Origin of the sequence: Fictibacillus phosphorivorans, assembly GCF_001629705.1 — a bacterium.
In the GTDB taxonomy this organism is placed as follows: Bacteria; Bacillota; Bacilli; order Bacillales; family Fictibacillaceae; genus Fictibacillus; species Fictibacillus phosphorivorans_A.
In genome coordinates this window covers 3,062,899-3,087,967 of record NZ_CP015378.1, presented here as the reverse complement: position 1 = coordinate 3,087,967, position 25,069 = coordinate 3,062,899, and the positions used below count along the sequence as shown (strand labels likewise).

Annotated in this window: 25 protein-coding genes; 20 read left to right on the top strand and 5 right to left on the bottom strand. The window is 38.2% G+C overall.

All coding sequences use genetic code 11. The annotated features are described in order from the left end of the window. Positions 1–152: 152 nt before the first annotated feature. A complete protein-coding gene (locus ABE65_RS15880; protein ID WP_066396930.1) occupies positions 153–935 on the top strand; it encodes a phosphotransferase family protein in 783 nt (260 codons plus the stop codon). A gap of 50 nt (positions 936–985) precedes the next feature. Here the strand turns inward: ABE65_RS15880 and ABE65_RS15875 are convergent, their stop codons facing one another. Then, entirely contained in the window at positions 986–1,270 is a 285-nt protein-coding gene (locus ABE65_RS15875) for a YtzH-like family protein (RefSeq protein WP_066396929.1), read from the bottom strand. Between the two features lie 121 nt (positions 1,271–1,391). On the opposite strand from ABE65_RS15875, the gene trmB reads away from it, so the two are divergent. The 3 genes from trmB to ABE65_RS15860 all read left to right on the top strand — a co-directional run bounded on the left by trmB (position 1,392) and on the right by ABE65_RS15860 (position 3,639). Beyond that, a complete protein-coding gene (gene trmB / locus ABE65_RS15870; RefSeq protein WP_066396927.1) occupies positions 1,392–2,033 on the top strand; it encodes a tRNA (guanosine(46)-N7)-methyltransferase TrmB in 642 nt (213 codons plus the stop codon). 93 nt (positions 2,034–2,126) lie between these two features. Further along, positions 2,127–2,969 (top strand): YtnP family quorum-quenching lactonase, encoded by an 843-nt coding sequence (locus ABE65_RS15865; RefSeq protein ID WP_066396925.1) that lies wholly within the window; start codon positions 2,127–2,129, stop codon positions 2,967–2,969. A gap of 133 nt (positions 2,970–3,102) precedes the next feature. After that, positions 3,103–3,639, top strand: coding sequence for a hypothetical protein (locus ABE65_RS15860; protein ID WP_066396923.1), 537 nt, complete (start codon positions 3,103–3,105; stop codon positions 3,637–3,639). Between the two features lie 195 nt (positions 3,640–3,834). Here ABE65_RS15860 and ABE65_RS15855 read toward each other — a convergent pair whose 3' ends face one another. After that, on the bottom strand, positions 3,835–4,143 hold the full coding sequence (locus tag ABE65_RS15855; protein ID WP_066396921.1) for a PepSY domain-containing protein: 309 nt from the start codon (positions 4,141–4,143) through the stop codon (positions 3,835–3,837). A 245-nt stretch (positions 4,144–4,388) separates the two neighbouring features. Here ABE65_RS15855 and queD point away from each other — a divergent pair, with 245 nt between their 5' ends. From queD to mltG, 6 genes are all read left to right on the top strand, one after another. After that, a complete protein-coding gene (gene queD / locus ABE65_RS15850; RefSeq protein WP_066396918.1) occupies positions 4,389–4,868 on the top strand; it encodes a 6-carboxytetrahydropterin synthase QueD in 480 nt (159 codons plus the stop codon). Then, on the top strand, positions 4,861–5,583 hold the full coding sequence (locus ABE65_RS15845) for a 7-carboxy-7-deazaguanine synthase QueE (RefSeq protein WP_066396915.1): 723 nt from the start codon (positions 4,861–4,863) through the stop codon (positions 5,581–5,583). Before queD ends, ABE65_RS15845 begins: the two co-directional genes overlap by 8 nt. A gap of 2 nt (positions 5,584–5,585) precedes the next feature. After that, the gene (gene queC, locus ABE65_RS15840) at positions 5,586–6,257 is read left to right on the top strand and encodes a 7-cyano-7-deazaguanine synthase QueC (RefSeq protein WP_066396913.1); all 672 of its coding nucleotides are present in this window, start codon (positions 5,586–5,588) and stop codon (positions 6,255–6,257) included. Between the two features lie 84 nt (positions 6,258–6,341). Then, positions 6,342–7,412, top strand: coding sequence for a M42 family metallopeptidase (locus ABE65_RS15835; protein WP_066396907.1), 1,071 nt, complete (start codon positions 6,342–6,344; stop codon positions 7,410–7,412). A gap of 13 nt (positions 7,413–7,425) precedes the next feature. Beyond that, a complete protein-coding gene (locus ABE65_RS15830; RefSeq protein WP_066396904.1) occupies positions 7,426–7,938 on the top strand; it encodes a DUF84 family protein in 513 nt (170 codons plus the stop codon). A 146-nt stretch (positions 7,939–8,084) separates the two neighbouring features. Further along, positions 8,085–9,110, top strand: a complete 1,026-nt coding sequence (gene mltG, locus ABE65_RS15825; RefSeq protein WP_066396902.1) for an endolytic transglycosylase MltG — start codon at positions 8,085–8,087, stop codon at positions 9,108–9,110. A 30-nt stretch (positions 9,111–9,140) separates the two neighbouring features. Here the strand turns inward: mltG and ABE65_RS15820 are convergent, their stop codons facing one another. Beyond that, entirely contained in the window at positions 9,141–11,330 is a 2,190-nt protein-coding gene (locus tag ABE65_RS15820) for a methyl-accepting chemotaxis protein (RefSeq protein WP_066396900.1), read from the bottom strand. Positions 11,331–11,501: 171 nt separating this feature from the next. Here ABE65_RS15820 and ABE65_RS15815 point away from each other — a divergent pair, with 171 nt between their 5' ends. From ABE65_RS15815 to murC, 7 genes are all read left to right on the top strand, one after another. Next, positions 11,502–12,509 (top strand): PTS sugar transporter subunit IIC, encoded by a 1,008-nt coding sequence (locus tag ABE65_RS15815; RefSeq protein WP_066396899.1) that lies wholly within the window; start codon positions 11,502–11,504, stop codon positions 12,507–12,509. Positions 12,510–12,522: 13 nt separating this feature from the next. After that, the gene (locus tag ABE65_RS15810; protein WP_066396896.1) at positions 12,523–12,849 is read left to right on the top strand and encodes a thioredoxin family protein; all 327 of its coding nucleotides are present in this window, start codon (positions 12,523–12,525) and stop codon (positions 12,847–12,849) included. A 61-nt stretch (positions 12,850–12,910) separates the two neighbouring features. Continuing rightward, positions 12,911–13,336 (top strand): preQ(1) synthase, encoded by a 426-nt coding sequence (gene queF / locus ABE65_RS15805; protein ID WP_066396893.1) that lies wholly within the window; start codon positions 12,911–12,913, stop codon positions 13,334–13,336. A gap of 73 nt (positions 13,337–13,409) precedes the next feature. Next, positions 13,410–14,225: a DUF1444 family protein gene (locus ABE65_RS15800; RefSeq protein WP_066396890.1), complete on the top strand. Its 816-nt coding sequence runs from the start codon at positions 13,410–13,412 to the stop codon at positions 14,223–14,225. 138 nt (positions 14,226–14,363) lie between these two features. Continuing rightward, positions 14,364–17,066: a DNA translocase FtsK gene (locus ABE65_RS15795; protein ID WP_066396888.1), complete on the top strand. Its 2,703-nt coding sequence runs from the start codon at positions 14,364–14,366 to the stop codon at positions 17,064–17,066. Positions 17,067–17,345: 279 nt separating this feature from the next. Next, positions 17,346–18,443, top strand: a complete 1,098-nt coding sequence (locus tag ABE65_RS15790) for a nicotinate phosphoribosyltransferase (protein ID WP_066396880.1) — start codon at positions 17,346–17,348, stop codon at positions 18,441–18,443. 220 nt (positions 18,444–18,663) lie between these two features. Then, positions 18,664–19,971, top strand: a complete 1,308-nt coding sequence (murC, locus tag ABE65_RS15785; protein WP_066396877.1) for a UDP-N-acetylmuramate--L-alanine ligase — start codon at positions 18,664–18,666, stop codon at positions 19,969–19,971. Positions 19,972–20,222: 251 nt separating this feature from the next. On the opposite strand, the gene ABE65_RS15780 is transcribed toward murC, so the two are convergent. Next, positions 20,223–21,335, bottom strand: a complete 1,113-nt coding sequence (locus ABE65_RS15780; RefSeq protein WP_066396874.1) for an aminopeptidase — start codon at positions 21,333–21,335, stop codon at positions 20,223–20,225. Between the two features lie 177 nt (positions 21,336–21,512). Here ABE65_RS15780 and ABE65_RS15775 point away from each other — a divergent pair, with 177 nt between their 5' ends. From ABE65_RS15775 to ytxJ, 3 genes are all read left to right on the top strand, one after another. Continuing rightward, positions 21,513–21,968 (top strand): DUF948 domain-containing protein, encoded by a 456-nt coding sequence (locus ABE65_RS15775; protein WP_066396872.1) that lies wholly within the window; start codon positions 21,513–21,515, stop codon positions 21,966–21,968. Beyond that, the gene (locus ABE65_RS15770) at positions 21,969–22,385 is read left to right on the top strand and encodes a YtxH domain-containing protein (protein ID WP_066396870.1); all 417 of its coding nucleotides are present in this window, start codon (positions 21,969–21,971) and stop codon (positions 22,383–22,385) included. 82 nt (positions 22,386–22,467) lie between these two features. Continuing rightward, positions 22,468–22,806, top strand: a complete 339-nt coding sequence (gene ytxJ, locus ABE65_RS15765) for a bacillithiol system redox-active protein YtxJ (protein ID WP_066396868.1) — start codon at positions 22,468–22,470, stop codon at positions 22,804–22,806. Positions 22,807–22,833: 27 nt separating this feature from the next. Here ytxJ and ABE65_RS15760 read toward each other — a convergent pair whose 3' ends face one another. Beyond that, positions 22,834–24,987: a cell division protein FtsA gene (locus tag ABE65_RS15760; RefSeq protein WP_231887813.1), complete on the bottom strand. Its 2,154-nt coding sequence runs from the start codon at positions 24,985–24,987 to the stop codon at positions 22,834–22,836. Positions 24,988–25,069 lie beyond the last annotated feature (82 nt).

The following is a 25,069-nucleotide window of genomic DNA, read 5'->3' as shown; positions in this document are numbered from 1 at the left end:
ATTGTAAGAATCAAGAATCAAGTGCTTTTCTTGATATTTTGTGTTAAAATAATGACTTCGCAGTAAATGAATTCGATACGGAAAAGCTATTATTTTTTGAACGAACAACTAATAAAAAACGGATTTCTTAACTAGACAAGAAGGTGAACATTTTGGAACAGATTTTGGGAGAAGATTGGCAGGTTTCCCCTGCTGGCGGAGCAACGGGAGAAGCATATATAGCTGAATATGGGAACCAAAAACTGTTTTTAAAGCGTAATTCTTCTCCGTTTTTAGCTGTTCTTTCTGCAGAAGGAATTGTACCTAAACTTTTATGGACAAAAAGGTTAGGTAATGGAGATGTAATCACAGCTCAACAATGGCTAAATGGACGTGAACTGAAAGCAGCGGATATGAAAAGTGAGAATGTAGCAGAACTTCTGTCAAAAATTCACCGATCGCAAGAGCTGCTTGGGATGATGAATCGCCTTGAGAAGAAAAGATTAACGCCTGTTGACCTTTTAAACGATATTCAATTGCAAATGCGTAAAGAAAAAGATTATTTAGAAATCATCAATGATTCCTTCGCTTATCTAATGGAGACTGCCTCTGAGGTTGAAGTGGATAATTTAGTCGTATGTCATTGTGATGTTAATCATAACAATTGGCTGCTGAGTGAATCGGATGAATTATACTTGATCGATTGGGACGGGGCAATGATCGCTGATCCTGCTCTGGATCTAGGAATGCTTCTCTATAGTTATATCCCGTATGAAAAATGGGAAGAATGGCTCGAAATCTATGGAGAAACACTTAATGATGATTTAGAAAGAAGAATGCATTGGTATGTTTTGGCACAAACGATAAGTTCTTTTTTCTGGTATAAAGAAAAAGGACAGTCTAAAGAGACTGCCCATTTTGCAGAAAGTATTAAGAAACTTGCGGGTTCCATCTAACTCTGACAATATACATGATTATCTGACACTATTTCCTAGGGAATAGTGTCTTAATATGGATGATGAGTTTGAATCGTGTTGATCCATGATTCCAAGTGTGAGCGATGATTCGTTATATGCTCTTCTAGATGCTGATGTGAGAAGCCAGTATGGCTATATTCATTAATGTTGGACAAGATGTTTCGAACTTCTTCATGAACAGCACCGTTCTCCAATAAATGTGCAGCAAGACGTTCTAATTGAGCACATTCGGATGGTGAACCAGCACAATCGGTATAATGGTCTTGAAGAAGATCTCTGATAATATGCAATTGATCGTTGTGATTTAATGGCATTTTTGCTACACATCCTTTCATTGCATAGCTTATGGATTCTGTTATAAAAATATCCTTCGTTCAAAACTTATATGAAAGTAAATAATATCGTTTATAAAAGTGTGAAAAGTGGGGAGAAAATATGCGTCAACGATTTAAGCCTTGGGCTAAAGAAAAATTAATTGAAAACCCTAAATATGTTTCAGTTGAACCTGAAAAGATGAAAGGGAAGTGGCATGCTTTTTTTGGTAATGATAACCCGATCCATATTGAAGTCGGAACAGGTAAAGGGCAATTTATTAATGGGATGGGTAAACAAAATCCTAATATAAATTATTTAGGTATGGAGCTCTATGATAGCATCATCATTACTGCGCTGGACCGAATACTTGAAGACGAAAAACCAAATGTTAAACTGATTAGAGCAGATGCTTCACATTTGCTTGATTATTTTGAGCCAGGAGAAATAGAACGTGTTTATCTTAATTTCTCAGATCCTTGGCCAAAATCTAAACATGCAAAAAGAAGATTAACTCATGAGAGTTTTCTTAAGAGATATGAGACGGTATTAAAGAAGCCGGGTGAAATTCATTTCAAGACTGATAATCAAGGGTTGTTCGAATATTCACTTCATAGTATGTCAACTTATGGAATGTTCTTCAATCTTGTAAGTCTTGATCTTCATAAGAGTGATATGGAAGATAACATTATGACAGAATATGAAAAAAAATTCTCTGAAAAAGGATTTCGAATCTACCGCATGGAAGCGCAATTTCGTTCATAAAAACCCAAGCATACGCTTGGGTTTTTCTTTTCATCCGATCTCTGTTTCTTATGATACACTTGTAGAGAGATCGAAATAGAAAGGAGAAAAAATATGGATCAGTGGAAAATTGGAACGAAGACCTTAACCTGGTTGGATGGCGGGGTTACACATATGGATGGTGGAGCTATGTTTGGAGTTGTTCCAAAGCCTTTGTGGGAAAGAAAATACCCTGTTAACGAGAAGAATCAGATCGAACTGAGAACAGAGCCTATCCTTGTTCAAGGGTATGAAGGAAAGAACATATTGATCGAGTCTGGAATCGGTTTTGGGAAATTAACTGACAAACAAAAGAGAAATTATGGAGTAACCGAAGAGTCGCTTATTGAAAAAAGTTTAGAAAAAGAAGGTTTAACAACAGCTGATATTGATATTATTCTAATGACTCATATGCATTTTGATCATGCCTCTGGCTTAACGAGATGGGAAGATGATCAGTTAGTGCCTGTTTTTGAAAACGCTGTTATTTACACTTCTGAAACAGAATGGAATGAGCTGAAAAATCCAAATGTCAGGTCTCAGAATACATATTGGAAAGAAAATTGGGAACCTATCCAAGAACAAGTAAAGACGTTTAAAGAAGAGGTAGAGGTTATAAAAGGGATCAAAATGGTTCATACAGGTGGGCACAGTGATGGCCATTCACTGATCGAAATAACAATAGAGAATGATGAAAAAATTTATCACATCGGTGATATCATGCCTACTCACGCTCATCATAACCCATTGTGGGTGCTAGCCTATGATGATTATCCTATGACTTCTATCTTCCAAAAACAGAAATGGATTAAGCCTGACACATGGTATTTCTTTTATCATGATTGTATTTATCGTGCTGTTAAGTGGGATAAGAACGGTGAATTGTTAGAAAGAGTACCACGCTCACCAAAAATGTAGAAAAAACGTCACATATTTTCCATTTTCAAGTGAATGTCGAAATCGACAGTATATGTTAAAATATGAGAGGCATGTCATGATGAACTTTATTTATATCTTAAACACTTAAAGGTGAAATGAGAGGGGATTTAAAATGAAAAAACAGTTAGTTGCCATTTTTACCGTTCTAGCACTGTTTTTGTCCATTGGTACTTTCGCATCTGCAGAGCAAGCTACAGATGAAATGAAAAAGACCATTGAAAAGGGAATTGAAAGTAAGCATAAGGATTTAAAAAAGGGTTCACTCACATTAACAGACATTGAAACTTATCCAAACCAAGATTCGAAATTAGATGCATCTGAAGTTACAGTTGCAATCGCTAACTACGATACGGTTAGAGACAACATCTTTTACTTTGATCACACAGAAGTTGTGTTCTATGATGCTGACAAAAATGAGCTTTTAGCTGAAGCTGCTGTAGCTAAAGCAAATTCTCAAATTAAAGATTATAAAAAAGCACACGAGTCTGATCTTGGAACACATATGGACTGGATCGTTGTTACTGCTTTATTATTCGTTTTGATTATCGTTCCATTATTCATCTTAACGGTTTGGGAAAAACGTCAATATCTTACTACGAAATTTAAGATCGACAACAACCTTTACGACCAAACAAAACTATATCGCTAATTTTATAAGAAAAATTTTTATAAGAAAGCCCTTAGGAAAAGTTGACCTAAGGGCTTTTTACTTATATGTTTGTTTCTTTTCTAAACGCTTCTTTTCTAAATAGTGATTACTTTTAACTCCATGTCATCTTTAAAAGTTGATTGAAATAGAAAGTAATCAACACTTCCTAAAGCAAAAAAATCTAAAAAACAGCCTTTATTTTTGAATGAGCTGCAGCAGACTTCCGGTTGAAGCATCAAGTAAAAATTCGAAATGAGAAGCTTCTGTTCCAGGTGATGAGCTTGAAAAACCACCTTTATAAACAGAGTATGGAAGGCCATGTACGTTCTTTTCCTCTGCTTTAACCATGATCCAAGCTCCAGAGATTCTGTAATGCTCACTTGCTTTTTCTTTCAACTGTTTTAACGCTTTTTCGGGTGTGATGGTCTCTGTCTGCTTTTTTGTAACAACATAACCGATTGCGGCACCTGTAAGGCCTGCTAGAATCAGGTTTCTCCAATTCATACGTATTCCCACCTTATGTAAGTTCATTTTCAATATCTTATCATTTCTTCTTCCCTAGTATATCAAAGAAAAGCCTTCTTTTTCTTGGGCTTTTTTGATAAGATACATTTGATAATGTTGGAGGGTTCGAAATTCCCACCCCTCTTAAAACAAAACTAGGGAGCGTGAAGAATGAACATTTACACTCTCTGCGTTTTTAGCAGAGTTTTTTTGTTTTCGTGCTCCACTCGAAAGGATGAACAGGAATGACTTATAAAATTCCAAAAGATGTTCAAATACTTGGTCGTGATATTCAGAGCGAACAATTAAAGTACCATAATAAGAGAGTTGCTGTTTGCAAAGAATTTACGTTTGATGCAGCTCATCATCTGCATTGTTATGAAGGAAAATGTAAAAATCTCCACGGTCACACATACAAACTCGTGATCACCATGAGTGGCTTTGTGAATGCAATCGGCATTGCCGTTGATTTTGGAGAGATAAAAGAGATTTTTAAATCAGCTATTGACAGCAAATTAGATCATCAATATTTAAATGAAGTTCTTCCCCCGATGAATACGACCGCAGAAAATATGGTCGTTTGGATTTGGGAACAAATTGATAGTGAACTTAACAACAGAGGACTAAGTGAACAAGGTCACAGGTTAGAAGAGCTTAAACTGTACGAGACACCTACAAGCTATGCGGTAATGAAAAGAGAATGGATGGTGGAAAGAGATGTTTGATCTGCCATCTAAAGACGTTTGGAAAAACTGGAAAATTCCTATGGTAGAAATCTTTGAAACGGTTGAAGGTGAAGGGCTACAAGCAGGGTACCCAACGGTGTTTGTACGTGTTTTTCACTGCAATCTTCGTTGCACATGGTGTGATACGACCTACAGTTATGCACCAGCTAAACCAGAGTTTGAAGCAACGATAGAAGAGATCGTAAATACGATTAAATCGTACCGATCACAAAGAATCTGTTTTACAGGTGGTGAGCCGTTAATTCATCGAGAAAAATCAGCGGCTCTACTTTTAGCGATGGCTGACTTGGATCATATTGTAGATATTCATATTGAAACGAATGGAGCTATCGATTTACAGCCATTTGAGCAATTGCGCAACTCTCACCATGATCTACAAAAAAAGATGAGATTCGTGATGGATTATAAGCTCCCAGCTTCTGGTGAGATGGACAGAATGCACATGGATAACTTCAAAGAGCTTCAGCATCAAGACGAGATCAAATTTGTTGTGGGGTCAGAGAACGATTTTGAGATAACGAAACAAGTGGTCTCTGAACATTACAGAAATGGTCAGATCTCAGTAAGCCCTGTTTGGGAGAGCATGCCTCCGAGGCGTCTAGTGGAACTTTTATTAAAGAATCCACTACCAAATGCAAAGCTCAGTCTTCAACTTCATAAAGTAATCTGGCATCCAGAAGAGAGAGGGGTTTAACCATGAATAAAAAAGCGGTTATTGTTTTAAGCGGAGGACTTGATAGTACAACTTGCATGGGTATCGCAAAAGCGGAGGGATATGACCTGTACCCGATCACTTTTCACTATGGGCAACGTCATAATCGAGAAGTTGAGCAAGCGATTGAAGTCGGTAAGTATTATGGTGTAGCAGATCATAGAATTGTCGATCTTACCTTCTTAAAAGATATTGGTGGAAGTGCACTAACCGATGAAAAGGTAGAAGTTCCAACTGAGGCAGAAGAAGGGATCCCTGTAACCTATGTACCTGCTAGAAACATGATTTTCTTATCACTCGCAAGCGCTTATGCCGAAGTAATCGGAGCTACCGCTGTTTATACAGGTGTTTCAGCGGTCGACTATAGCGGCTATCCAGATTGCCGTCCAGAATTCATTCAGAGTATGGAAGAAACGATCAATCTAGCAACAAAAGCAGGTGTAACAGGAAAAAACATTTCAGTTGAAACACCATTGATCTCTTTATCTAAAAAGGAGACGATTGAAAAAGGTCTTTCTCTTGAAGTGCCGTATGATTTAACAACTTCTTGCTACAATGGGAAAGAGGCAGCATGCGGAAAATGTGACAGCTGTGTATTACGTTTAAAAGGTTTTAACGAAGCTGGAGCAGTTGATCCGATCGCTTACGAAATCTAGAACTTTCATAAGTATAGAAAACCCCTTCTTATTAGGTGTACAATAAAAATGTACATGTGACTAATTAGAAGGGGTTGTTTTTATATGAATAAAGAAACACTCGACTTGTTTAAAACATTGACTGAACTGCCTGGTGCTCCAGGTTTTGAAAGAGATGTTCGTAAGTTTGTCCGAAAAGAGATCGAACCCGTGTCAGATGAAATCATTCAAGATGGGCTTGGTAGCATCTTTGGTGTCAAAAAAGGGAATGGTCCAAAGATTATGGTAGCGGGGCATATGGATGAAGTTGGTTTCATGGTTACGAAGGTTACGAAAAACGGTATGCTAAAATTTCAAGAGTTGGGTGGCTGGTGGAGCCAAGTTCTATTAGCTCAACGTGTAAATATTTACACAGATAATGGTGATGTTATTACTGGTATAATCGGCTCAACTCCACCTCATCTTCTTTCTGAAGAGCAGCGTAACAGACCGATGGGTATTAAGAATATGTACATAGATATTGGTGCAGATAACGATCAAGAAGTTCATAACCTGGGTGTAAGACCGGGGCAGCAAATCGTTCCAATCTGTCCGTTTACACCAATGGCCAATCCGAAGAAAATCATGGCGAAAGCATGGGATAATCGTTATGGTGTGGGATTAGCGATCGAACTATTAAAAGAATTAAAGGATGAAACGTTGCCTAACGAATTGTATAGCGGTGCTACGGTTCAAGAAGAAGTAGGGCTTAGAGGGTCCAAAACAGCAGCGAACTTAATTCAACCTGATCTATTCTTAGCATTAGATGCAAGTCCAGCGAATGACATGATGGGGGATAAGAGTGAGTTTGGGCAACTTGGAAAAGGTGCGTTGTTAAGAATTTTAGATAGAACGATGGTAACTCATCGTGGTATGAGAGAATATATCCTAGACACTGCTGAAACGCATAAGATTCCCTACCAATACTTCATTTCACAAGGGGGAACAGATGCAGGAAGTGTACACATCTCCGGAAACGGTGTGCCTTCTGCAGTGATCGGGATCTGTTCTCGTTATATTCATACGCATGCTTCTATGATACATGTAGACGATTATGCTGCTGCAAAAGAATTGCTTATAAAACTTGTTAAAACAGCAGATGAAACCACATTAAAAACGATCTTAGAAAACAGCTGAGGATGAACGTAGGATGATAATTGGAATCGGATCACATAACCCTGCAAAGATTAAAGCAACTCAGCCTTTTGTTAAGTATTTTGAAGAAGCAGAACTCGTATCTTACTCTTCAGATTCATTAGTTTCTGCTCAGCCTTTTTCTGATGAAGAAACCAAGATTGGGGCTATCAACCGTGCTAAAGATTGTGTGAAGCAAGGGGCGGAGATCGGCATTGGCTTTGAAGGTGGAGTCATGGAGATGGAAGATGGTATGTATCTGTGCAACTGGGGAGCGGTAGCGGACCATGAGGGGAACGTCTATTCAGCTGCAGGAGCTCGTATCTTGCTACCGTCATTGATCGTAACAGGTCTTAAGCAGGGTAAGGAATTAGGCACATTGATGGGTGAATGGACAAAAGATCCTGAAATTAGAAAAAAAGATGGAGCGATTGGTGTTTTCACTAGCGGTATGCTGTCTCGAAGTGAGATGTTCTTGCATATTGCAACCATCCTTTTAGGACAATACGTCTACAATGAAAATAAATAGTTCGTGTGAGCGATATCATCACAAAAGTATCTTTTAATCTTAAAGGTTGTTAGAGAGGTTTTTTAAACCTTACCTAACAGCCTTTTTGTATGAATAAAAAGTAATCAGGGAAAATTAGAAGCAAAAAACGTAAGGCGGATTTAACTTTGAATATAAACATCAAAAGAGTGTTGATCGTTTTTGTTATCCTTATCACAATGTCTGTTCTGTGGACCGTATATCAAATGTCACCACCGGAAGGTACTGCAGAAAGGGTCTTTGTAATCAGAGAAAACAGTAACTTAAATACGATATCTAAGCATTTAAAAGATAAGGAATTTATTAAAAGTTCTTTTTTATTTTCGGTTTATGCAACTGTTACAGGCAAGCAAAGCAAGATTGTCAGAGGAGAACACACGATCAAACAGGGAAAAGGATATAATGATATTCTTCAAGATCTATCTACATTGGAAAATGAAACAGAAGCTATAGAAGTGATCGTTTCAGAGGGACTGACTGTATTAGAGATTGCCGATCGATTGAACAAGTTGGGAATTGTGGATAGAAAGCAATTTCTTCATGCAGCAAAATCATGGGACACGCTAACTGAGAAGCAGCAAGAAAAATTAGGTGTAAATAAAGAAGTTAAAAAATCAAATACAAAGTTTGCTGTGGAAGGACTTCTTTTTCCAGACACCTATTATTTTGAAAAGAATATGAAAGATGATGAAGTCATTCATCAAATGACGGAAAGACTCCTTCATGAAACATCAAAGATAACAATTAAAACGGATCAAACACCTTATGAAATGCTTACATTAGCGTCTATTATCGAGAAAGAAGCTCTATTGAATGAAGAGAAGCGAAAAATAGCTGGTGTTTTTGAGAATAGGTTAAAAGAAGGTAAGAAACTACAGTCGTGCTCCACCGTTCAGTACTTACTTGAAAGGCCGAAAGCTACGTTAAGAAGAAAAGACCTCAAAATCAAAAGTCCGTACAATACGTATCTTAATAAGGGGTTGCCACCAGGACCTATCTCAAATCCGGATCTAGCCTCAATAAAAGCAGCAGCAAATCCAGAAAAGCATGATTATTATTACTTTGTTGCAAAACAGGATGGCACATGGAGCCACTTTTTTTCAAAAACGTATAAAGAACATAGAAAGTACACGCAATTGAGTGGTAATTATTAAAACCCGGTGAACGATCACCGGGTTTTAGAATTAATCTTCCTTTTTCAGTTCATCAACTAGAGATCGAACAGACTCTGTGTCATTATCTAGTTCCTCTTCGTGAACGTGGGATTCAGAAGATGAATCTGTCTCAGTTTCAAGATCTTCTCCATGATGATCTTCATCAACATGATATTCAAACTCTTCCATATCACTTTCATCTCTAGTAGCTGCAGCTTCATGATAAGTATCACTTAAGTCTATTTCTTTATGAGAAACGAATGAATCTCTCTCTCCTAAAGAAAATTGATCTACTTCGTCTTGCAAGGTAAGTGCTATTTCTTGCAGTTCTGTCGCAGCAACGTTTACTTGGTGGATGGCTTCTTTTTGGTGAATGCTCGAAGCGCTAACTTGTTCACTTGTAGCAACAGATTCTTCAGAGATTGCACTTACTTCAAAGAGCTTTTCAGATAAATTTTCATTAGCAGATTCAACTCGCCCGATCGCACCTTTAACTTGAGAAATTCTTCCGTTAATTTGAGAAACATTTTGAATGATGCTCGAGAACGCTTTTTCTGTCTGTTGCACAGATTCAACTTGATCCACTCGATATTGTTCAAATCGCACCGTTTCTTTTGATAACAATTCCATCTGATTCGTCATTGATTTCACAAGCTGTTGAATCCTTAGCGCTTCATTCTTAGAACGCTCTGCAAGCTTTCTGACTTCACTGGCAACAACTGAAAAACCTCTTCCTGCTTCGCCAGCTCTTGCTGATTCTATAGCCGCATTTAATGCAAGAAGATCTGTACTGCCAGCTATCTCTTGAATCGTTTCAACAATAGAATTGATCTGCTTGGATTGCTTACTCGCATCTTGAATCTCTGAGATCAGGCTTTGAGCTAATTCTAAAAAGTTCTCAGAATGTGTATTTAGTTGATGAACGATATTCGATCCTGCTTTTCCATCGTTTTCAGCTTGAACGGCATCTGAAGCGATCTCATCGCTGATCAAAGCTGTTTCTTTAATATATCCGGTCACATCCGAAAGAAGAAGTGTACATTCTTGCAGGTGATCAGCCTGACTCTGAGCTCCTGTTGCTACTTGTGAGATGGCTTCTGTTACTTCATCACTTTGTGCAGTCGTTTCTTCTGATACAGCAGCTAAGTTTTGAGAGGAACTCGTAAGTTTCTCAGCCGCATCTTTCACTTCGATCATGGATTTTTGCATTTTTTCGGCCATACGATTGAAGGTTTGAGCTAATTCTCCCATTTCATCCTTAGAATTCGTCTCTACACGGTAAGAGAGATCGCCATTACCAATGATGGAAGCACCTTCTTTTAGAACGGAGATAGAAGATTGGATAGAGCGTAATAGCCAAACACCAATCACGCTTAATATGGATAGAATCACGATACTCAATCCTATTAAACTGATCGTCAGCCAAAACTTAACTGATTTTTGGTTTTTCATTAGTTCGGCATTTTCTTTCTCCAAATTACTCTCTGCATCTTTCGTTGATTGATCAACAACATTTGCAATCTTTTCAAAAGTTGAAATATCATCTTCAATTTTCTTTGTGATCGATTGGATCGAATCTGCGGAAGTTGTATATTTTAATAAATTTGATTTAAAAGTAGACAACTGATCAGCTGGTAGATTTTTTTCATCTAACATTCGATCAAACGTTTGAGCACTTTCTTTAAAGTTCTTAACGGTTGTGCTGTCATATTGAATATGAACTTCTTTTTCGTACGTCTGCATCTGTAAGAGAGTGATCAATAAAGCTTGGTCGTTCATGGCTTTTACAGAAGCATAAAAAGTATTAGATGTTTCTGTCATCATCTGCTTTAATGCGTTAAGTTGAGTTGTAAGACTAGTGGCAGAATTAAATGATGTTTGATAAGCAGACAAGTCTTTTTCGATGCCTTTTAATGAAGAACTGTTCGTTTCTTTTGCTACTCTACTTGTTTCCTTTTGTAAGTCACTTAAAGAAGTAAGTACCTTTTCTTTAGACTCTTTACTAGGGTCTCTTAAATACTCCTGTTCAAGTTTACGCACTTCGTTAAACGTACTTTGAATATCATTACTAGAACGTAACGTTAGTTGTACGGAATCTCTTTCTTCTTCCATATGGGTGTTCTGCCATAAAAATAATCCTATAAATGCAAGTAATAGTACCATTCCGGCTAAACTGATGAAAAGCATCAGTCGCACTCTTCTTCGTATTGACAAGTTCATATGAATTCCCCCCTGCCATTTTATCGGTCTTTTTTGAATTATTTTAAGTTTCAAAGTAAAAAGAATTGTATGTAAAACTATTCAACTTTACACCTGTCTTTACATGAGTTTGAAACAAGTTATAATGTTTGAGGGACATGTTTAACAGATCAGCTAAAGGAGTCATTTTAAATGAGGGATTTTCTTAATAAAAAAGGGGTAAGTTTATCACCCAAAACGTATTTCATTACGGGGTTTCAATATTTTGCACTAGGATTGATGGCATCACTTATCGTAGGACTAATCCTAAAGACGATAGGTGAGCAATTAGCTCTTCCATTCTTTATAGAGATGGGACAATTAGCGATGACTTTGATGGGTCCAGTGATTGGTACAGCTGTAGCGTACGGGTTAAAAGCACCTCCACTCGTTATTTTTTCAGCAGGTATAGCGGGTGCTGCCGGAGCGGATCTTGGTAGTGTAGCAGGTTGTTATGTGGCAGCATTAATTGCTGTTGAAGCTGGAAAGCTAGTATCTGAAGAAACAAAATTTGATATTTTAATCACACCTGCTGTTACGATTTTTACAGGTTTTACGATTGCCACATTTATCGGCCCAGGAATCGATCAATTCATGAAGGCCTTTGGACAACTTGTCATGTGGTCAACTGAACAGAGACCACTGATCATGGGGATTTTAGTAGCAATCTTGCTAGGATTTGCATTAACTGGCCCGATTTCATCTGCAGCGATAGCGATGATGCTTGGGCTAGAAGGACTAGCCGCTGGTGCAGCAACGATAGGTTGTGCCGCTCAAATGATCGGGTTTGCCACAAGCTCCTATCGGGAAAATGGTTTTGGAGGCTTTTTGACTCAAGGAATCGGTACTTCTAAACTACAGTTTCCTAATGTAGTGAAAAATCCATATATCTTAATACCGCCCACCGTTGCTGGAATCCTATTAGCACCCATTGGCACACTTTATTTCAAGATGGAGAATATCCCAGCTGGAGCTGGGATGGGTACGAGTGGTCTCGTCGGACAAATTATGACGCTCAGGACGATGGGCTTTACCTTTGAAACGTTTCTTGCTATATTTATTTTGCATTTTATTGGACCGATCCTTATTAGTCTGATACTTTCAGAATGGTTAAGAAAAAAAGGATACATTAAATTCGGCGATATGAAGCTGAATCAATAAGGAGACGATGATAATGGAAAACATAAAATCGATCGAACAATTTAAAGAAGTCATTAAAAAGGATGTTACAATAGCTGTTTTTTCTGCAGACTGGTGCCCAGATTGTGTGGTAATCAAACCGATCCTACCTGAAATTGAAGAAGAATATGCTAACTATCAATTTGTTTACGTGGATCGTGACGAACTGATCGAACTTTGTCAGGAGCTTGATATTTTTGGAATTCCTAGCTTCTTAGCGTTCAAAGACGGTGAAGAGATCGGGCGATATGTAAATAAAGAGAGAAAAACAAAAGAGCAGATTGTTGCTTTTTTAGAAGAGCTTAACATTCCTTCAAAATAGGTCAAAAGAGTATGCTATAATAACAAAAAATGATTTTTTATCGTGAAGGGAAGTTTATTTGATGGCTAAAGTTGAAGTAAACCATAGCAAATATGAAGGGATTCGTTTTGACATCCAAGATGAGAACGTAATCCTCGTTGATATATTAGAAACGATTCCTTATGAATATGTAGGGAAAGATACGATGGTAACGATTCCTACAACTGAATTTACATCTGTATGTCCTTGGTCAGGTCTTCCTGACTTTGCTGATATTATCATCAGCTATATTCCAAATGAAGATTTAGTAGAGATGAAGTCACTGAAATATTATCTAACTTCATATCGTAACGTTGGAATCTACCAAGAACATGCTACAAACCGTATTTTGGAAGATCTAGTAAAATTACTTAAGCCAAAGTACATTAAAGTAGTTGGAAACTGGAACGCGCGCGGCGGACTAGGAACAGAGGTAGTAGTAGAATATAAAGAAGAGAACAGCAAGTAAGTGAACAAAAACCTCCATTAGGAGGTTTTTCACGTTACGTGTAACCAGTTGTTTAAGAAAGGAGGATTCATAGATGAGTAGTTCCATCAAACTAAAGAAAACACTACAAGAGAAATTGATGAGCCCAACACGAGAATTTGCATATGATAGAGAAGAGGAAACACTTCGGATCACAAATAAGGTAACAGGTAAGGGTGTAACCTTATCTCTTGGAGGGCTTAGTGCCCGCTGGTCCAAAGAAAAAGATGAGCTTATTGATAAACTTGTGTATTACGTAGAAGAAGGATTGAAAGCTGTTTCACCTGAACGTGAAGATTCAAATACTTTATCACGCATCTTTCCAGTCATTCGTTCTGCATCCTTTCCAATGGAAACGCCAGAAGGAGAAGAGCTTTTTTATCAAGAACACACAGCAGAGACTAGGATATATTATGCTTTAGACCTAGGCAAAACCTACAAACTTCTTACGAATAATAAGATGAAGGAGTTAAAGGTTGAAAAGTCTCAAATACTTGATGCGGCAAAGTTCAATGTAAAGCGTTTATCAACAGATCATAAAGAAGACCAAGTTGCAGGAAATACGTTCTTCTTTTTAAACCATAACGATGGATACGATGCGAGCAGAATCTTAAACATTGCTTTCTTAGAAGAGATGAAGAAGAATATCTCTGGAGAAATGGCAGTAGCTATACCACACCAGGATGTTCTGATCGTTGCAGATATTAAGAATAAGCAAGGATACGATATTTTGGCTCAGATGGCTATGCAATTTTTTATGAACGGACGAGTTCCAATTACAGCTTTACCATTTATGTATGACAACAAAGAGTTAGAACCAGTCTTTATTTTAGCTAAGAATAAACCAATAGATGAAGAAACAACAGATTGATAATAAAAGCCGCTAGATCATCTAGTGGTTTTTATTTCTTATCTTTTACATGCATGTGCTTCAGATGAATATTTAGACTATTGTTTCTCTTCTATTTTCGCTACAATAAAGAAACAACCAACAGAAATAGGTGAGAAGATGAGTTGGATAAAAAAATTAATGAACACGTTTTTTGACGATGAAAATGAAGATGATTCCTACTACGAGGAAGAAAGAACCCGAAGTCAAGAATCTGTAAAAAAACAGCAATCCCCTGAAAGAATGGAGAATACTCAGAAGACGAAGCCAGCTCCTTTTGCAAGCAATGGAAGGAAACCGTCTCAATCAAATATACAGCATCCTGCAAAAATGCTGCATAAGTATCCAGAGAATGCACCATTTCGTTTTCCTGTGATTCCAGATGAAAAGATTGCAAAACCAGTTGCACAACGACATACATATTCACAGAATGAGACACAATCGTATAAAGACTCAAGTAGAGAAGAAAAATCATACCAAGAAGCACGTCCTGTTCGAGAGCAACGTTCTACTCAAAATGAGAGTCGAAGATCCAAAGGGATAACATCTGGCTTTAACCAAGAACCAAGACGACAAGCATTCAAAGCATCAAACGTTCCATCACCTGTTTACGGATACGAGAGAAGAAATAAAAATGATGCGAAAAGTAAGCCTGAACAAAAGGAAACTACTCCTGAGGTGAAATCGAGGTTTACACCTACAGACGTTCCTTCTCCTGTATACGGATATGGAAAGAGAAAGCCAGAAGGTATCTTGTTTATCGGCAGAGATATTCCAGCAAAGGACTCTGTGACAGAAGAACTTTTAAAGACCGTTGAAGAAGTTCTCCCTACACCAACCAAAGATAACTTGATGGTTCCACAAGAGGTCGAAAGTGAGACTAGTTATTTGCAGGAACCAAATCATGGTTTAGTTGATCAAAAGCAGATACCAGTCAAAGATGAAGCAATAAACATGGATCGCGATATAGTGAAAGAAGAAAAGCATAGTGAGTCGCTTGAAATGATTGTTGAATCCGAAGACGTGTATGTGTCAAAAGAAGTTGATGAGGATCACTCTTTAAATACGGAAAAACAAAATCAAATGCTTGAACCTGTTGATGTATCAGAAGTGGCTGAAGAACGCACCGAAAGAACTGAAACAGAACTTGTTCAAGAGTTAACTCCGAGTTTTGTTGAAGATAAGCAAGAACAAGAAAATATAGTTATTGAACAAACACAGCCGAAGAAGGAAACTCCAAAAAGTGGCGGGCAGTTCGTTCCTTTCAATGTGCTGATGCTAAAAAAAGACAGGAAATCATTAACGCGTCCTGTTTCAAAACCAGAATTTCAAAAATCAGAAAGCAGACAAACACCAAGAACAGAGTTAAATATTCATCAACGCGCTGAAGCTGTTCAAAATCAGTTATACGTACCTTTGTCTTTATTGAATAAAACAAAGATCTCACTCGAAGATGATGATCTTTGGTTAAACGAACAAAAGGAAACATTACAATCAACATTAGATAACTTTAATGTGAATGCAAAAGTGGTTCACATGACAAAGGGTCCTGCAGTTACACGTTTTGAAGTTCAGCCTGCACCAGGCGTAAAGGTAAACAAGATCACTAACCTTACAGATGACATAAAACTTAGCTTGGCTGCTCGCGACATAAGAATTGAAGCGCCGATTCCAGGAAAGAATGCGATCGGTATCGAAGTGCCTAACCAGCATAGCAGAGCTGTTTATTTACGGGAAATCATTGAAGATGATGTGTTCAAAGATTCATCATCTTCCTTGACGGTGGCCCTCGGTCTAGACATTTCAGGAGCACCTGTAGTGACAGATCTTCAAAAGATGCCGCACGGACTTATTGCAGGAGCGACGGGATCAGGAAAGAGCGTTTGTATCAACTCTATACTTGTAAGTTTGCTTTATAAAGCAAAGCCAGAAGATGTGAGATTGTTGCTCGTCGATCCTAAGATGGTCGAACTCGCACCATATAATCATATTCCGCACCTAGTGACACCTGTTATCACAGATGCAAAAGAAGCAACAGCTGCTTTAAAATGGGCAGTTGAGGAAATGGAACGTCGTTATGAAGAGTTTGCAAAAACAGGTGTACGAGAGATAAAAAGATACAATCAAAAGATGGAAGAAGAGCAACATTATAAAAACAAGATGCCGTACATTGTTGTAGTCATTGATGAATTGGCTGACCTTATGATGGTATCACCACAAGAAGTGGAAGAAGCAATATGTCGAATCGCTCAAAAAGCAAGAGCATGCGGTATTCATCTTCTTCTCGCAACACAGCGTCCATCAGTAGATGTTATCACGGGATTGATCAAAGCTAATGTGCCAACTCGTACAGCATTCGCAGTTTCGTCCGCGATTGATTCACGAACCATTCTAGATATGAGTGGTGCAGAACGGTTATTAGGACGAGGCGATATGCTCTTTATGGAGAATGGCTCGAACAAAGCTGTCCGTATTCAAGGAACGTTCGTATCTGATGAAGAAATTGAAGAAGTGACACGTTACGTAAAAGAAGAGTATCAGACAGAATATCTTTTTACTCGTGAAGAACTGATTCAGCATCAGCAAACCACAGAAGTAGAAGACGAGCTCTTTGAAGAAGCTTGTTACTACGTTATTGAAGTAGGGGCAGCATCTTCTTCTAGCTTGCAGCGCAGATTTAGAATCGGTTATAACCGAGCGGCAAGATTAGTAGACATGATGGAAAGTTTCGGCCTTGTCTCTGAAACGATGGGAAGTAAACCAAGACACGTTCTTCTTACACAAGAAGAACTAGAGAATCGTTTATATAGTGGTGTAGAGTAAGGTGAGAAAGAGCTTGTTGCAGGGGACGCCCTGCAACGGCTCTTTTTTTTCGTGATTTATAGAAATACTTCATTATTAGAATTATAGGATACCGGCAAGAAACAGATTATCGGGGAATAAACCTTTTTATCGGCAAATTTCCGATTTTACGCAGTCTGTGATAAGACCTTAAGGTATCTGTTAAATGATTTTCTTGAGTTATTGTGCCTTGTTCGCTATTATAGTGTGGGGAATAGTTCCCTTCTTTTTACCTTGGAAAAAGTCATGAGGAGTAAAGTAATGAAAGAAATAGAATTAAAGCTGCAAGGAAAAATCAAGCGGCTCACGAATAAAACATTTAAATTTGACGAACGGATCAGAGAAGGTTGGTTCTCTGCTGTTTATTTTCTTAAAACATGTGAGATTGTAGAATCTTTTAAACCTGATAATATCGTGACGATGCAGTTCTTTCAAAAAAGTGACGCTGTCTTGTGCGGTTCAGATGAAGCGATTGCTCTTATTAAAACATTTGCTAAGGATGTTGACTCTCTTGAGATTCATTCTTTAAAAGATGGAGACAAAATCTCTCCTTTTGAAACGGTGTTAACGATTAAGGGGCCGTATCAAAACTTTGGTTTCTTAGAAGGAATGATCGATGGAATTCTAGCCAGAAGAACGTCGGTAGCTACGAATGTTTATAATGTTGTAAAAGCTGCAAGTAAATCAGGCGTACAGAAGCCGGTCATCTTTATGGGCGACCGAGATGATCATTTTGCACAACAAGCTGGCGATGGTTATGCATCTTATATTGGTGGTTCAACCGCTCAGGCTACACATGCGATGAATGAATGGTGGGGCAAACAAGGTATGGGTACGATGCCACATGCTCTTATTCAAATCTTTAATGGCGATATTGTTGAAGCTACAAAAGCTTATCATGCGAAATACCCTGAAGACGACTTGATCTCACTCGTTGACTATAACAATGACGTGATAACAGATGCTTTAAAAGTAGCGAGAGAGTTTGGAGAAACGTTAAAAGGGGTAAGGGTTGATACTTCACGAACGATGGTCGATCAATATTTCTTTAGAAACCCTGATGTACTAGGGTCGTTTGATCCTAGAGGTGTAAATCCAGAACTGATTTTTGCACTTCGAAAAGCGTTAGATGAAGAAGGTTTCCATCATGTTAAAATCGTTGTTAGCGGTGGATTTACGAAAGAGAGAATCGAGCAGTTTGAAGAACAAAAAGTACCTGTAGATATTTATGGGGTAGGTAGTAATCTACTAAAGATCAATATTGGATTTACTGGTGATAATGTGATGATGAATGAACAGCATCAAGCAAAAGCAGGAAGAATCTATCGCCATAATCCAAGATTAGAGTTAGTGGAATAGCAGCTATCATTATTTTTTGGAGAAGTTTGGTTAAAATAGATAAAAAGCTCTATTAGACTTTTATCATTTGTCTATCATGGTGATTGGACAACAACTTTGCTATAATGGTTCAAGTATTCCGAATCAAGCCTGACTGTGCATAAATAACCGTTTCAGACAGCAGGCATATAATAATACAAATAGGCCTTTTAGAAGGTGTTCTTTTTGTGGAGGGCTATACATGACAAAATACCATTTTATTGGAATTAAAGGGACAGGAATGAGCCCGTTGGCACAAATTCTTCATGACAATGGTCATGATGTTCAAGGTTCTGATATTGAACAATTTATTTTTACTCAAACAGCACTTGAAGAAAAAAACATCCCGGTTTTACCGTTTGACAAGAAAAACGTTGAAGAAGGTCAAACGATTATCGCGGGTAATGCTTTTGGCGAACAGCATGAAGAGATTCAAGCGGCAAATGAAAAAAATATACCTATTCATAGATATCACCATTTTCTTGGAGAGTATCTGTCTAACTTTACATCGATTGCAGTTACAGGATCGCACGGAAAAACGTCAACAACAGGTTTATTAGCACATGTAGTTGGTGCAGCGAAGCCTACTTCTTATCTAATCGGTGATGGAACGGGTAAAGGAAGCAAAGGCAGCGAATACTTTGTGTTTGAAGCATGTGAATATCGCAGACATTTCTTATCTTATAATCCGGATTACGCGATTATCACAAACATTGATTTTGATCATCCTGATTATTTTTCTGATTTAAAAGATGTGATCAGTGCATTCCAAGCGATGGCGATGCAAGTTAAAAAGGCGATCATCGCCTGTGGTGATGATGCAAATCTTCAAGAGATTCATGCACAAGTGCCAGTTGTATTCTATGGTTTTGGTGATCATAATGATTTCCAAGCCAAGAATGTAAATCGTGGTGATGAAGGAACAACGTTTGATGTATTTGTCCGCAACACGTTCTATGGGACCTTCCAGATCCCAGGGTACGGTACACATAACGTATTGAACGCACTGGCAGTCATTGCGATCTGTCATTATGAAACATTACCTATGGATATCATTAAAGAGCAATTGAAGAGCTTTACAGGTGTTAAAAGACGTTTCTCAGAAAAATCTGTTGGCGATCAAATCTTGATTGATGACTATGCTCATCATCCGACAGAGATTAAAGTAACGATTGAAGCAACGAAATATAAGTATAAGAATCGCGAAGTGGTAGCGATCTTCCAACCACATACGTTTACACGAACAAAGACGTTCTTAGATGAATTTGCAGCAAGCCTAAGTGAAGCAGATCATGTTTACCTGTGTGATATTTTTGGTTCTGCAAGAGAGAATGCTGGTAATCTTTCCATCGAGAATTTGATAGAAAAAATTCCTAACGCACAATTGATTACAGAAGATAAAGTGGATGTACTAAAAAAATACAAAGACGGTGTTTTATTGTTCATGGGTGCTGGAGATATTCAAAAGTTCCAAAGAGCATATGAAGAAACACTGACTGCAAAACCATAATAAAAAAGACTTGCCGGCTGGCAAGTCTTTTTTTGTATTTTCTTTTGATTAATTCGTGAAAGTTTATACCTGCGAAGGCTTATGCTTCATTGATAAGTTGATTGTAGTGCAAGGTGGGAGACTCCTGGGGGATCAGCGGGACAGGTGAGACTCCTAACAGCGTAGAGCGCTAGGAGGCTCACCGCACGCCCCCCGGAAAGCGAGCATCCTGGAACGGAAATCAACTACTTACATGAGCTTTTCTACAAGTATTACTTTAAATTCTCAGGATTCAATTGCTCTAATTCAGGCAGTACGAAAACGCCATCTTTACGAATCAACACGTCATCAAAGAAAATCTCTCCGCCACCGTAATCAGGACGTTGAATCATAACCATATCCCAATGGATGTTTGATTCGTTACCATTGTAAGCCTCTTCATAAGCTTGACCAGGCGTGAAGTGGAAGCTGCCGTCAATCTTCTCATCGAAAAGAATATCTTTCATCGGATGCTTGATGAACGGATTAACACCGATCGCAAATTCACCTACATAACGAGAACCTTCATCTGTATCAAAAATCTTGTTGATGCGTTCAGAATCGTTCGCTGTCGCTTTTACGATCTTACCGTTCTCAAACGTTAACTGTACATTTTCGAACGTAAAGCCGTTGTATGGAGATGGCGTGTTATACGAGATCGTTCCGTTTACTGAATCTTTTACTGGAGCCGTAAACACTTCGCCATCTGGTATGTTGTTTTGTCCTGAACATTTAATGGATGGAATATCTTTGATCGAAAACGAAAGATCTGTTCCAGGACCAGTGATGCGAACTTTATCCGTCTTATCCATAAGATCTTTTAACGCAGTCATCGCATCATCCATTTTTCCATAATCAAGGTTACATACTTCAAAGTAAAAATCTTCGAACGCTTCTGTGCTCATGCTCGCAGATTGTGCCATAGATGCGTTTGGATAGCGAAGCACACACCATTTTGTCTTTTTGATACGAATCTTACGGTGCATCGCAAAGATTGTTTTTTCATAAAGCGCCATCTTTTCAGAAGGAACATCAGACATTTCGTTGATGTTGTCACCAGAACGAAGACCGATATAAGCATCCATCTGATTCATAAGTTCACCTTCGTGTTTCGCGATGATCTCCATTTGCTCTTCAGAAGCTTGAGTGTATTGAGCGCGCATTACAGAATGATCTTTTAGTAACACGAAAGGAAAACCGCCAGCAGCATATGCTTCTTGAACAAGTGCGTTTACAAGCTCCTTTTGTAGCCCAAAGTTTTCAATTAATACTTTTTCACCTTTTTGCAGATTAACCGAATATGTAATCAAGTTTTTTGCTAGTTGTTGAATTCTTGGATCTCTCATGTTGAAAAAGCCCCCTATATATTTGATATCTTCTTTATTTTAACTTAATTTAAACAATTTGTAATGTTCTATAAAAGGATTTTAATGAGATGGCAAAGAATACTATTAAAAAACACGTTTCCTTTGATTAAAACTCGGGAAAAAGCAATAATATACTTTCAGGAGGTGTCTCGAATAATGGATATCATTATCTCAATCAGTGTAGCACTAGTCGCAGTTGCATTTGTCGTACTCGTTTATTTTTTATCAGGTGCTTTGAAATCACTACAAATCACCCTCAATCATGTCGCGGTAACGCTAGAAAGTCTAGAGAAGCAATTAGATGGCGTAACGCGCGAGACAACCGATTTGCTACATAAAACAAACCAGTTAGCCGAGGATGTTCAAAAGAAATCAGATTCACTTAACAACGTGTTCTCTGCCGTTCAAGATTTCGGTCAATCCGTTCAAAAGGTGAACCAATCTGTCCGCAAAGTAACAGACCAGATTACGGTTGAAACAGAGCGACAGTCTAAGCAAATATCGCAAGCGGTTCAATGGGGAAATGCAGCATTGAATTTATGGGAAAAGTATAAACTCAAAAAATCCAATGTTGAAACAACACAAAGACAATATTCCAGAGGAGGAGTCTAAATGAGCAACAACAACAATCAGAACATTGATAGCAAAGATTTTATTATCGGTGCACTTGTTGGTGGTATGTTAGGAGCTGCTGCAGCGCTATTATTAGCGCCGAAAGCAGGGAAAGAATTGCGAAGCGATCTGAATGAACAAGCGGTTTATTTAAAGGATAAAAGTAACGAGATCTCTCATTTGGCTCGTGAAAAATCCTCAAACATTGTGAAGACAGTGTCTGAGCAATCGAATCAAGTTGCGACAAAGGTAAAAGATCTTACTTCAAACCTTCGCAAAGATATCGATAAGTGGCGCGCGAAAGAAGAAGAAAATGCGTCTGAACTATATGGCGAAATTACAGACGATATCCAAGAAGAAGGTCAATTGGATTATGATCCTGCAAATGAACAGGAATTAGTAGAGCAAAAATATTGATAAGTATTGTATGAATATGAAAAGATAAGAAAAAGAACTTGTTTCTTTTTCTTTTCTTTTTATAATGGAGGTAGAAATCGCTATGTCACTTATTCAACTACAAAATGAACAAGATTGGAATTTAGTAAAAGAGCAAAGAAATCGTATTATTCTCATGAAGAACAGCACAACTTGCCCTGTCAGTCATGAAGCTTTTAAAGAATTTCAAAAGTTTGCAGCGGATAACGAAAATGAAACGTTATATTATTTGAACGTTCAAGATGCAAGATCATTGAGCAATGCGATTGCAGAGCAAACAGGAGTGAAGCATGAATCTCCTCAAGTCCTAATCTTCGATGGGAATAACGTGGTTTGGCACGATTCACATTGGAACATCACGAATAAAAAGCTTGCACAAGCGAATGAAAAAACAAAAGCGTAGCAAATGGCTACGCTTTTTTCTTCGTTTTTAAACAAGTACTTCAAATTTTAATAGGAGCTCATCACCTGTTTGAATGTCGGTTTGAAAGCCGGCCTTTTCACCATTCTTTAAAAGAATCAAGCTCTCGCCAGGCTTTGGTTGAAGTGTAAGTTCTACTTTTGTAAAAACATCCTGAAAAATAAACGGTTGTTGATCGGTTTTCTTCATCACAAGCCTTTCCTGAGCATGAAGAACAGAATCCATACGAAGTTTCTCCTCTTCTCGGTAAAAGCTATAGAGTGGCCGGACAAGAGTTAGTTCTTCTTCGTTAAAAATAACCGTACATGACTGATGCAGATTTAGGTCAAGGGCATCTGTTATAAGTTTTAAAGTTACTTGTTCTTCTTCCACGCGTTGATATACTAATCGATCTCCATCGTTCCATGATGTATGTTGATGAACACTTTGATCGTTCAGGTGCACCAAATCAGTGAGCTTCGTCGGAAGGGCAAGAGCCTTACCATCTACAAAAATAGTAAAATGAGAACGTTTCGTTTCGGGATTCCATCCTTTTAGATCAAATATATCCGAAAGGGTTGAAGGGAATCGATAATAACAATCATCTCTATCACGTATGAACGTATTTAAGCTTACACGTTGTTCATTAATATAATAATGAGTTTCAAACGTCTCCTCTTTGCCGTTAACCCATAACGTTTTAACAGAATGATCATCAAAAGCCTCCCGAATCGAGATCTCAGCGTCATTCCCGTTATGCCCTGCTTCATAATGAATGGTTGCTCCCTCTAAGACTTCGTCTGAAAGCGTACAAGGAACACCATTCATTTCAATAGATGGGGCTGAACCAATCTTTCCTTTAAACATCTTCACTGCACCATTCAATCGGACCATCAATCCCATTCCTGGTTTACCGTAAAGTTTTGAAAGGTCAGCTCCTCCGGCGATCAAAGCATCACCAATCGTAAGTTTTTTTACCTGAAATAAGCGTATGGTTTTTCCATTCACAGAAACCGTTACATATTTAACGGGATTTTCTTTAGCAGCAATCCCAATTCCTACAGGGGTTACGAGTTCAGGACCTTCTTCTTTTAATGAAGGGATCAATGTTTGTATAGCATTCAGACCTCGAATCGCTACGCGTTCAATAGGTAGATTAAGCTTTTCAGCCACCTTCTCACGTAATTGTGGGGTTAGGCTGCCACCTCCCACAAGCATGATCGCCTGTGGTGCTTTTGCGTTCAACCGAAGAATTTCTTTTGTAATTCCATCCGCTAAAATTTCTATCGAATGATCGATCGTCAAGATCACTTCAGATGTGTCTTTTTGGGATGGAAACCCTAAGATATCTGTATAAGTTACAACTGTCTTTTCTGTTAACGAACGTTTAAGTTGTTCAGCTACAGGAAAATCTAGCAAAAAGGCAGAACTGACGGCTTCTGTAATTTCATCACCTGCAATCGGAACCATCCCATAAGCAATAACTGTTCCTTGTGCGGTAATCGCGATATCTGAAGTACCAGCTCCTATATCTACAAGAGCTACATTTAACTTCCTCATAGATGGCGGGATCAGTACATTGATGGCTGCGATTGGTTCTAGCGTTAGAGCTTCCATCTCAAGTCCTGCTTCGTCTAGAGCTTTCATTAAAGAGTCAACAACGACTCTTGGTAAGAAAGTAGCGATTACTTCCACACTAGCTCTGTTACCTTGCTGACCGATAAAGCTTCCGATCTCATGCTCATCTAGATAGTAATGAAGGACAGAATATCCAACACAGTCATAGAGTAAATTGGAGCTTTCATCTAATAAGCTAGCCAACTGAAATTGAGCTTGTTGAACGGCTGCAAGTTCCATATGGATTACTTCTTCCTGTGAAGAGATATCACCAAGTGAAAGGTCTTTTTCAGAACGACCTTTCACGGTCTTAAGAGCTCGTCCTGCAGCTGCAACGCAAACCTTTGTAAGTTGACCTACTTCAAGTTCGAGCTCATTCTTTATCGTTCTGATCACTCTGGCAACAGCTGGGATATGGTGAATCTGACCATCAAGCATAGAACGCTCTTCATGTTCGATCATTTTTTTATGTAAAATCTCATACTTTCCGTTTTCATGTTGTTTTAAAATCATACCGACAACGGAACGTGTTCCGATATCTAGTGCGAATAAAAGATTTTTGTCCACGAAGGCACCTCTTTTTGTTACGATAGATGTATAGGTAGTCTTATTAACGTCCTAATTATTAGAAATGTATCATATTTCTTAC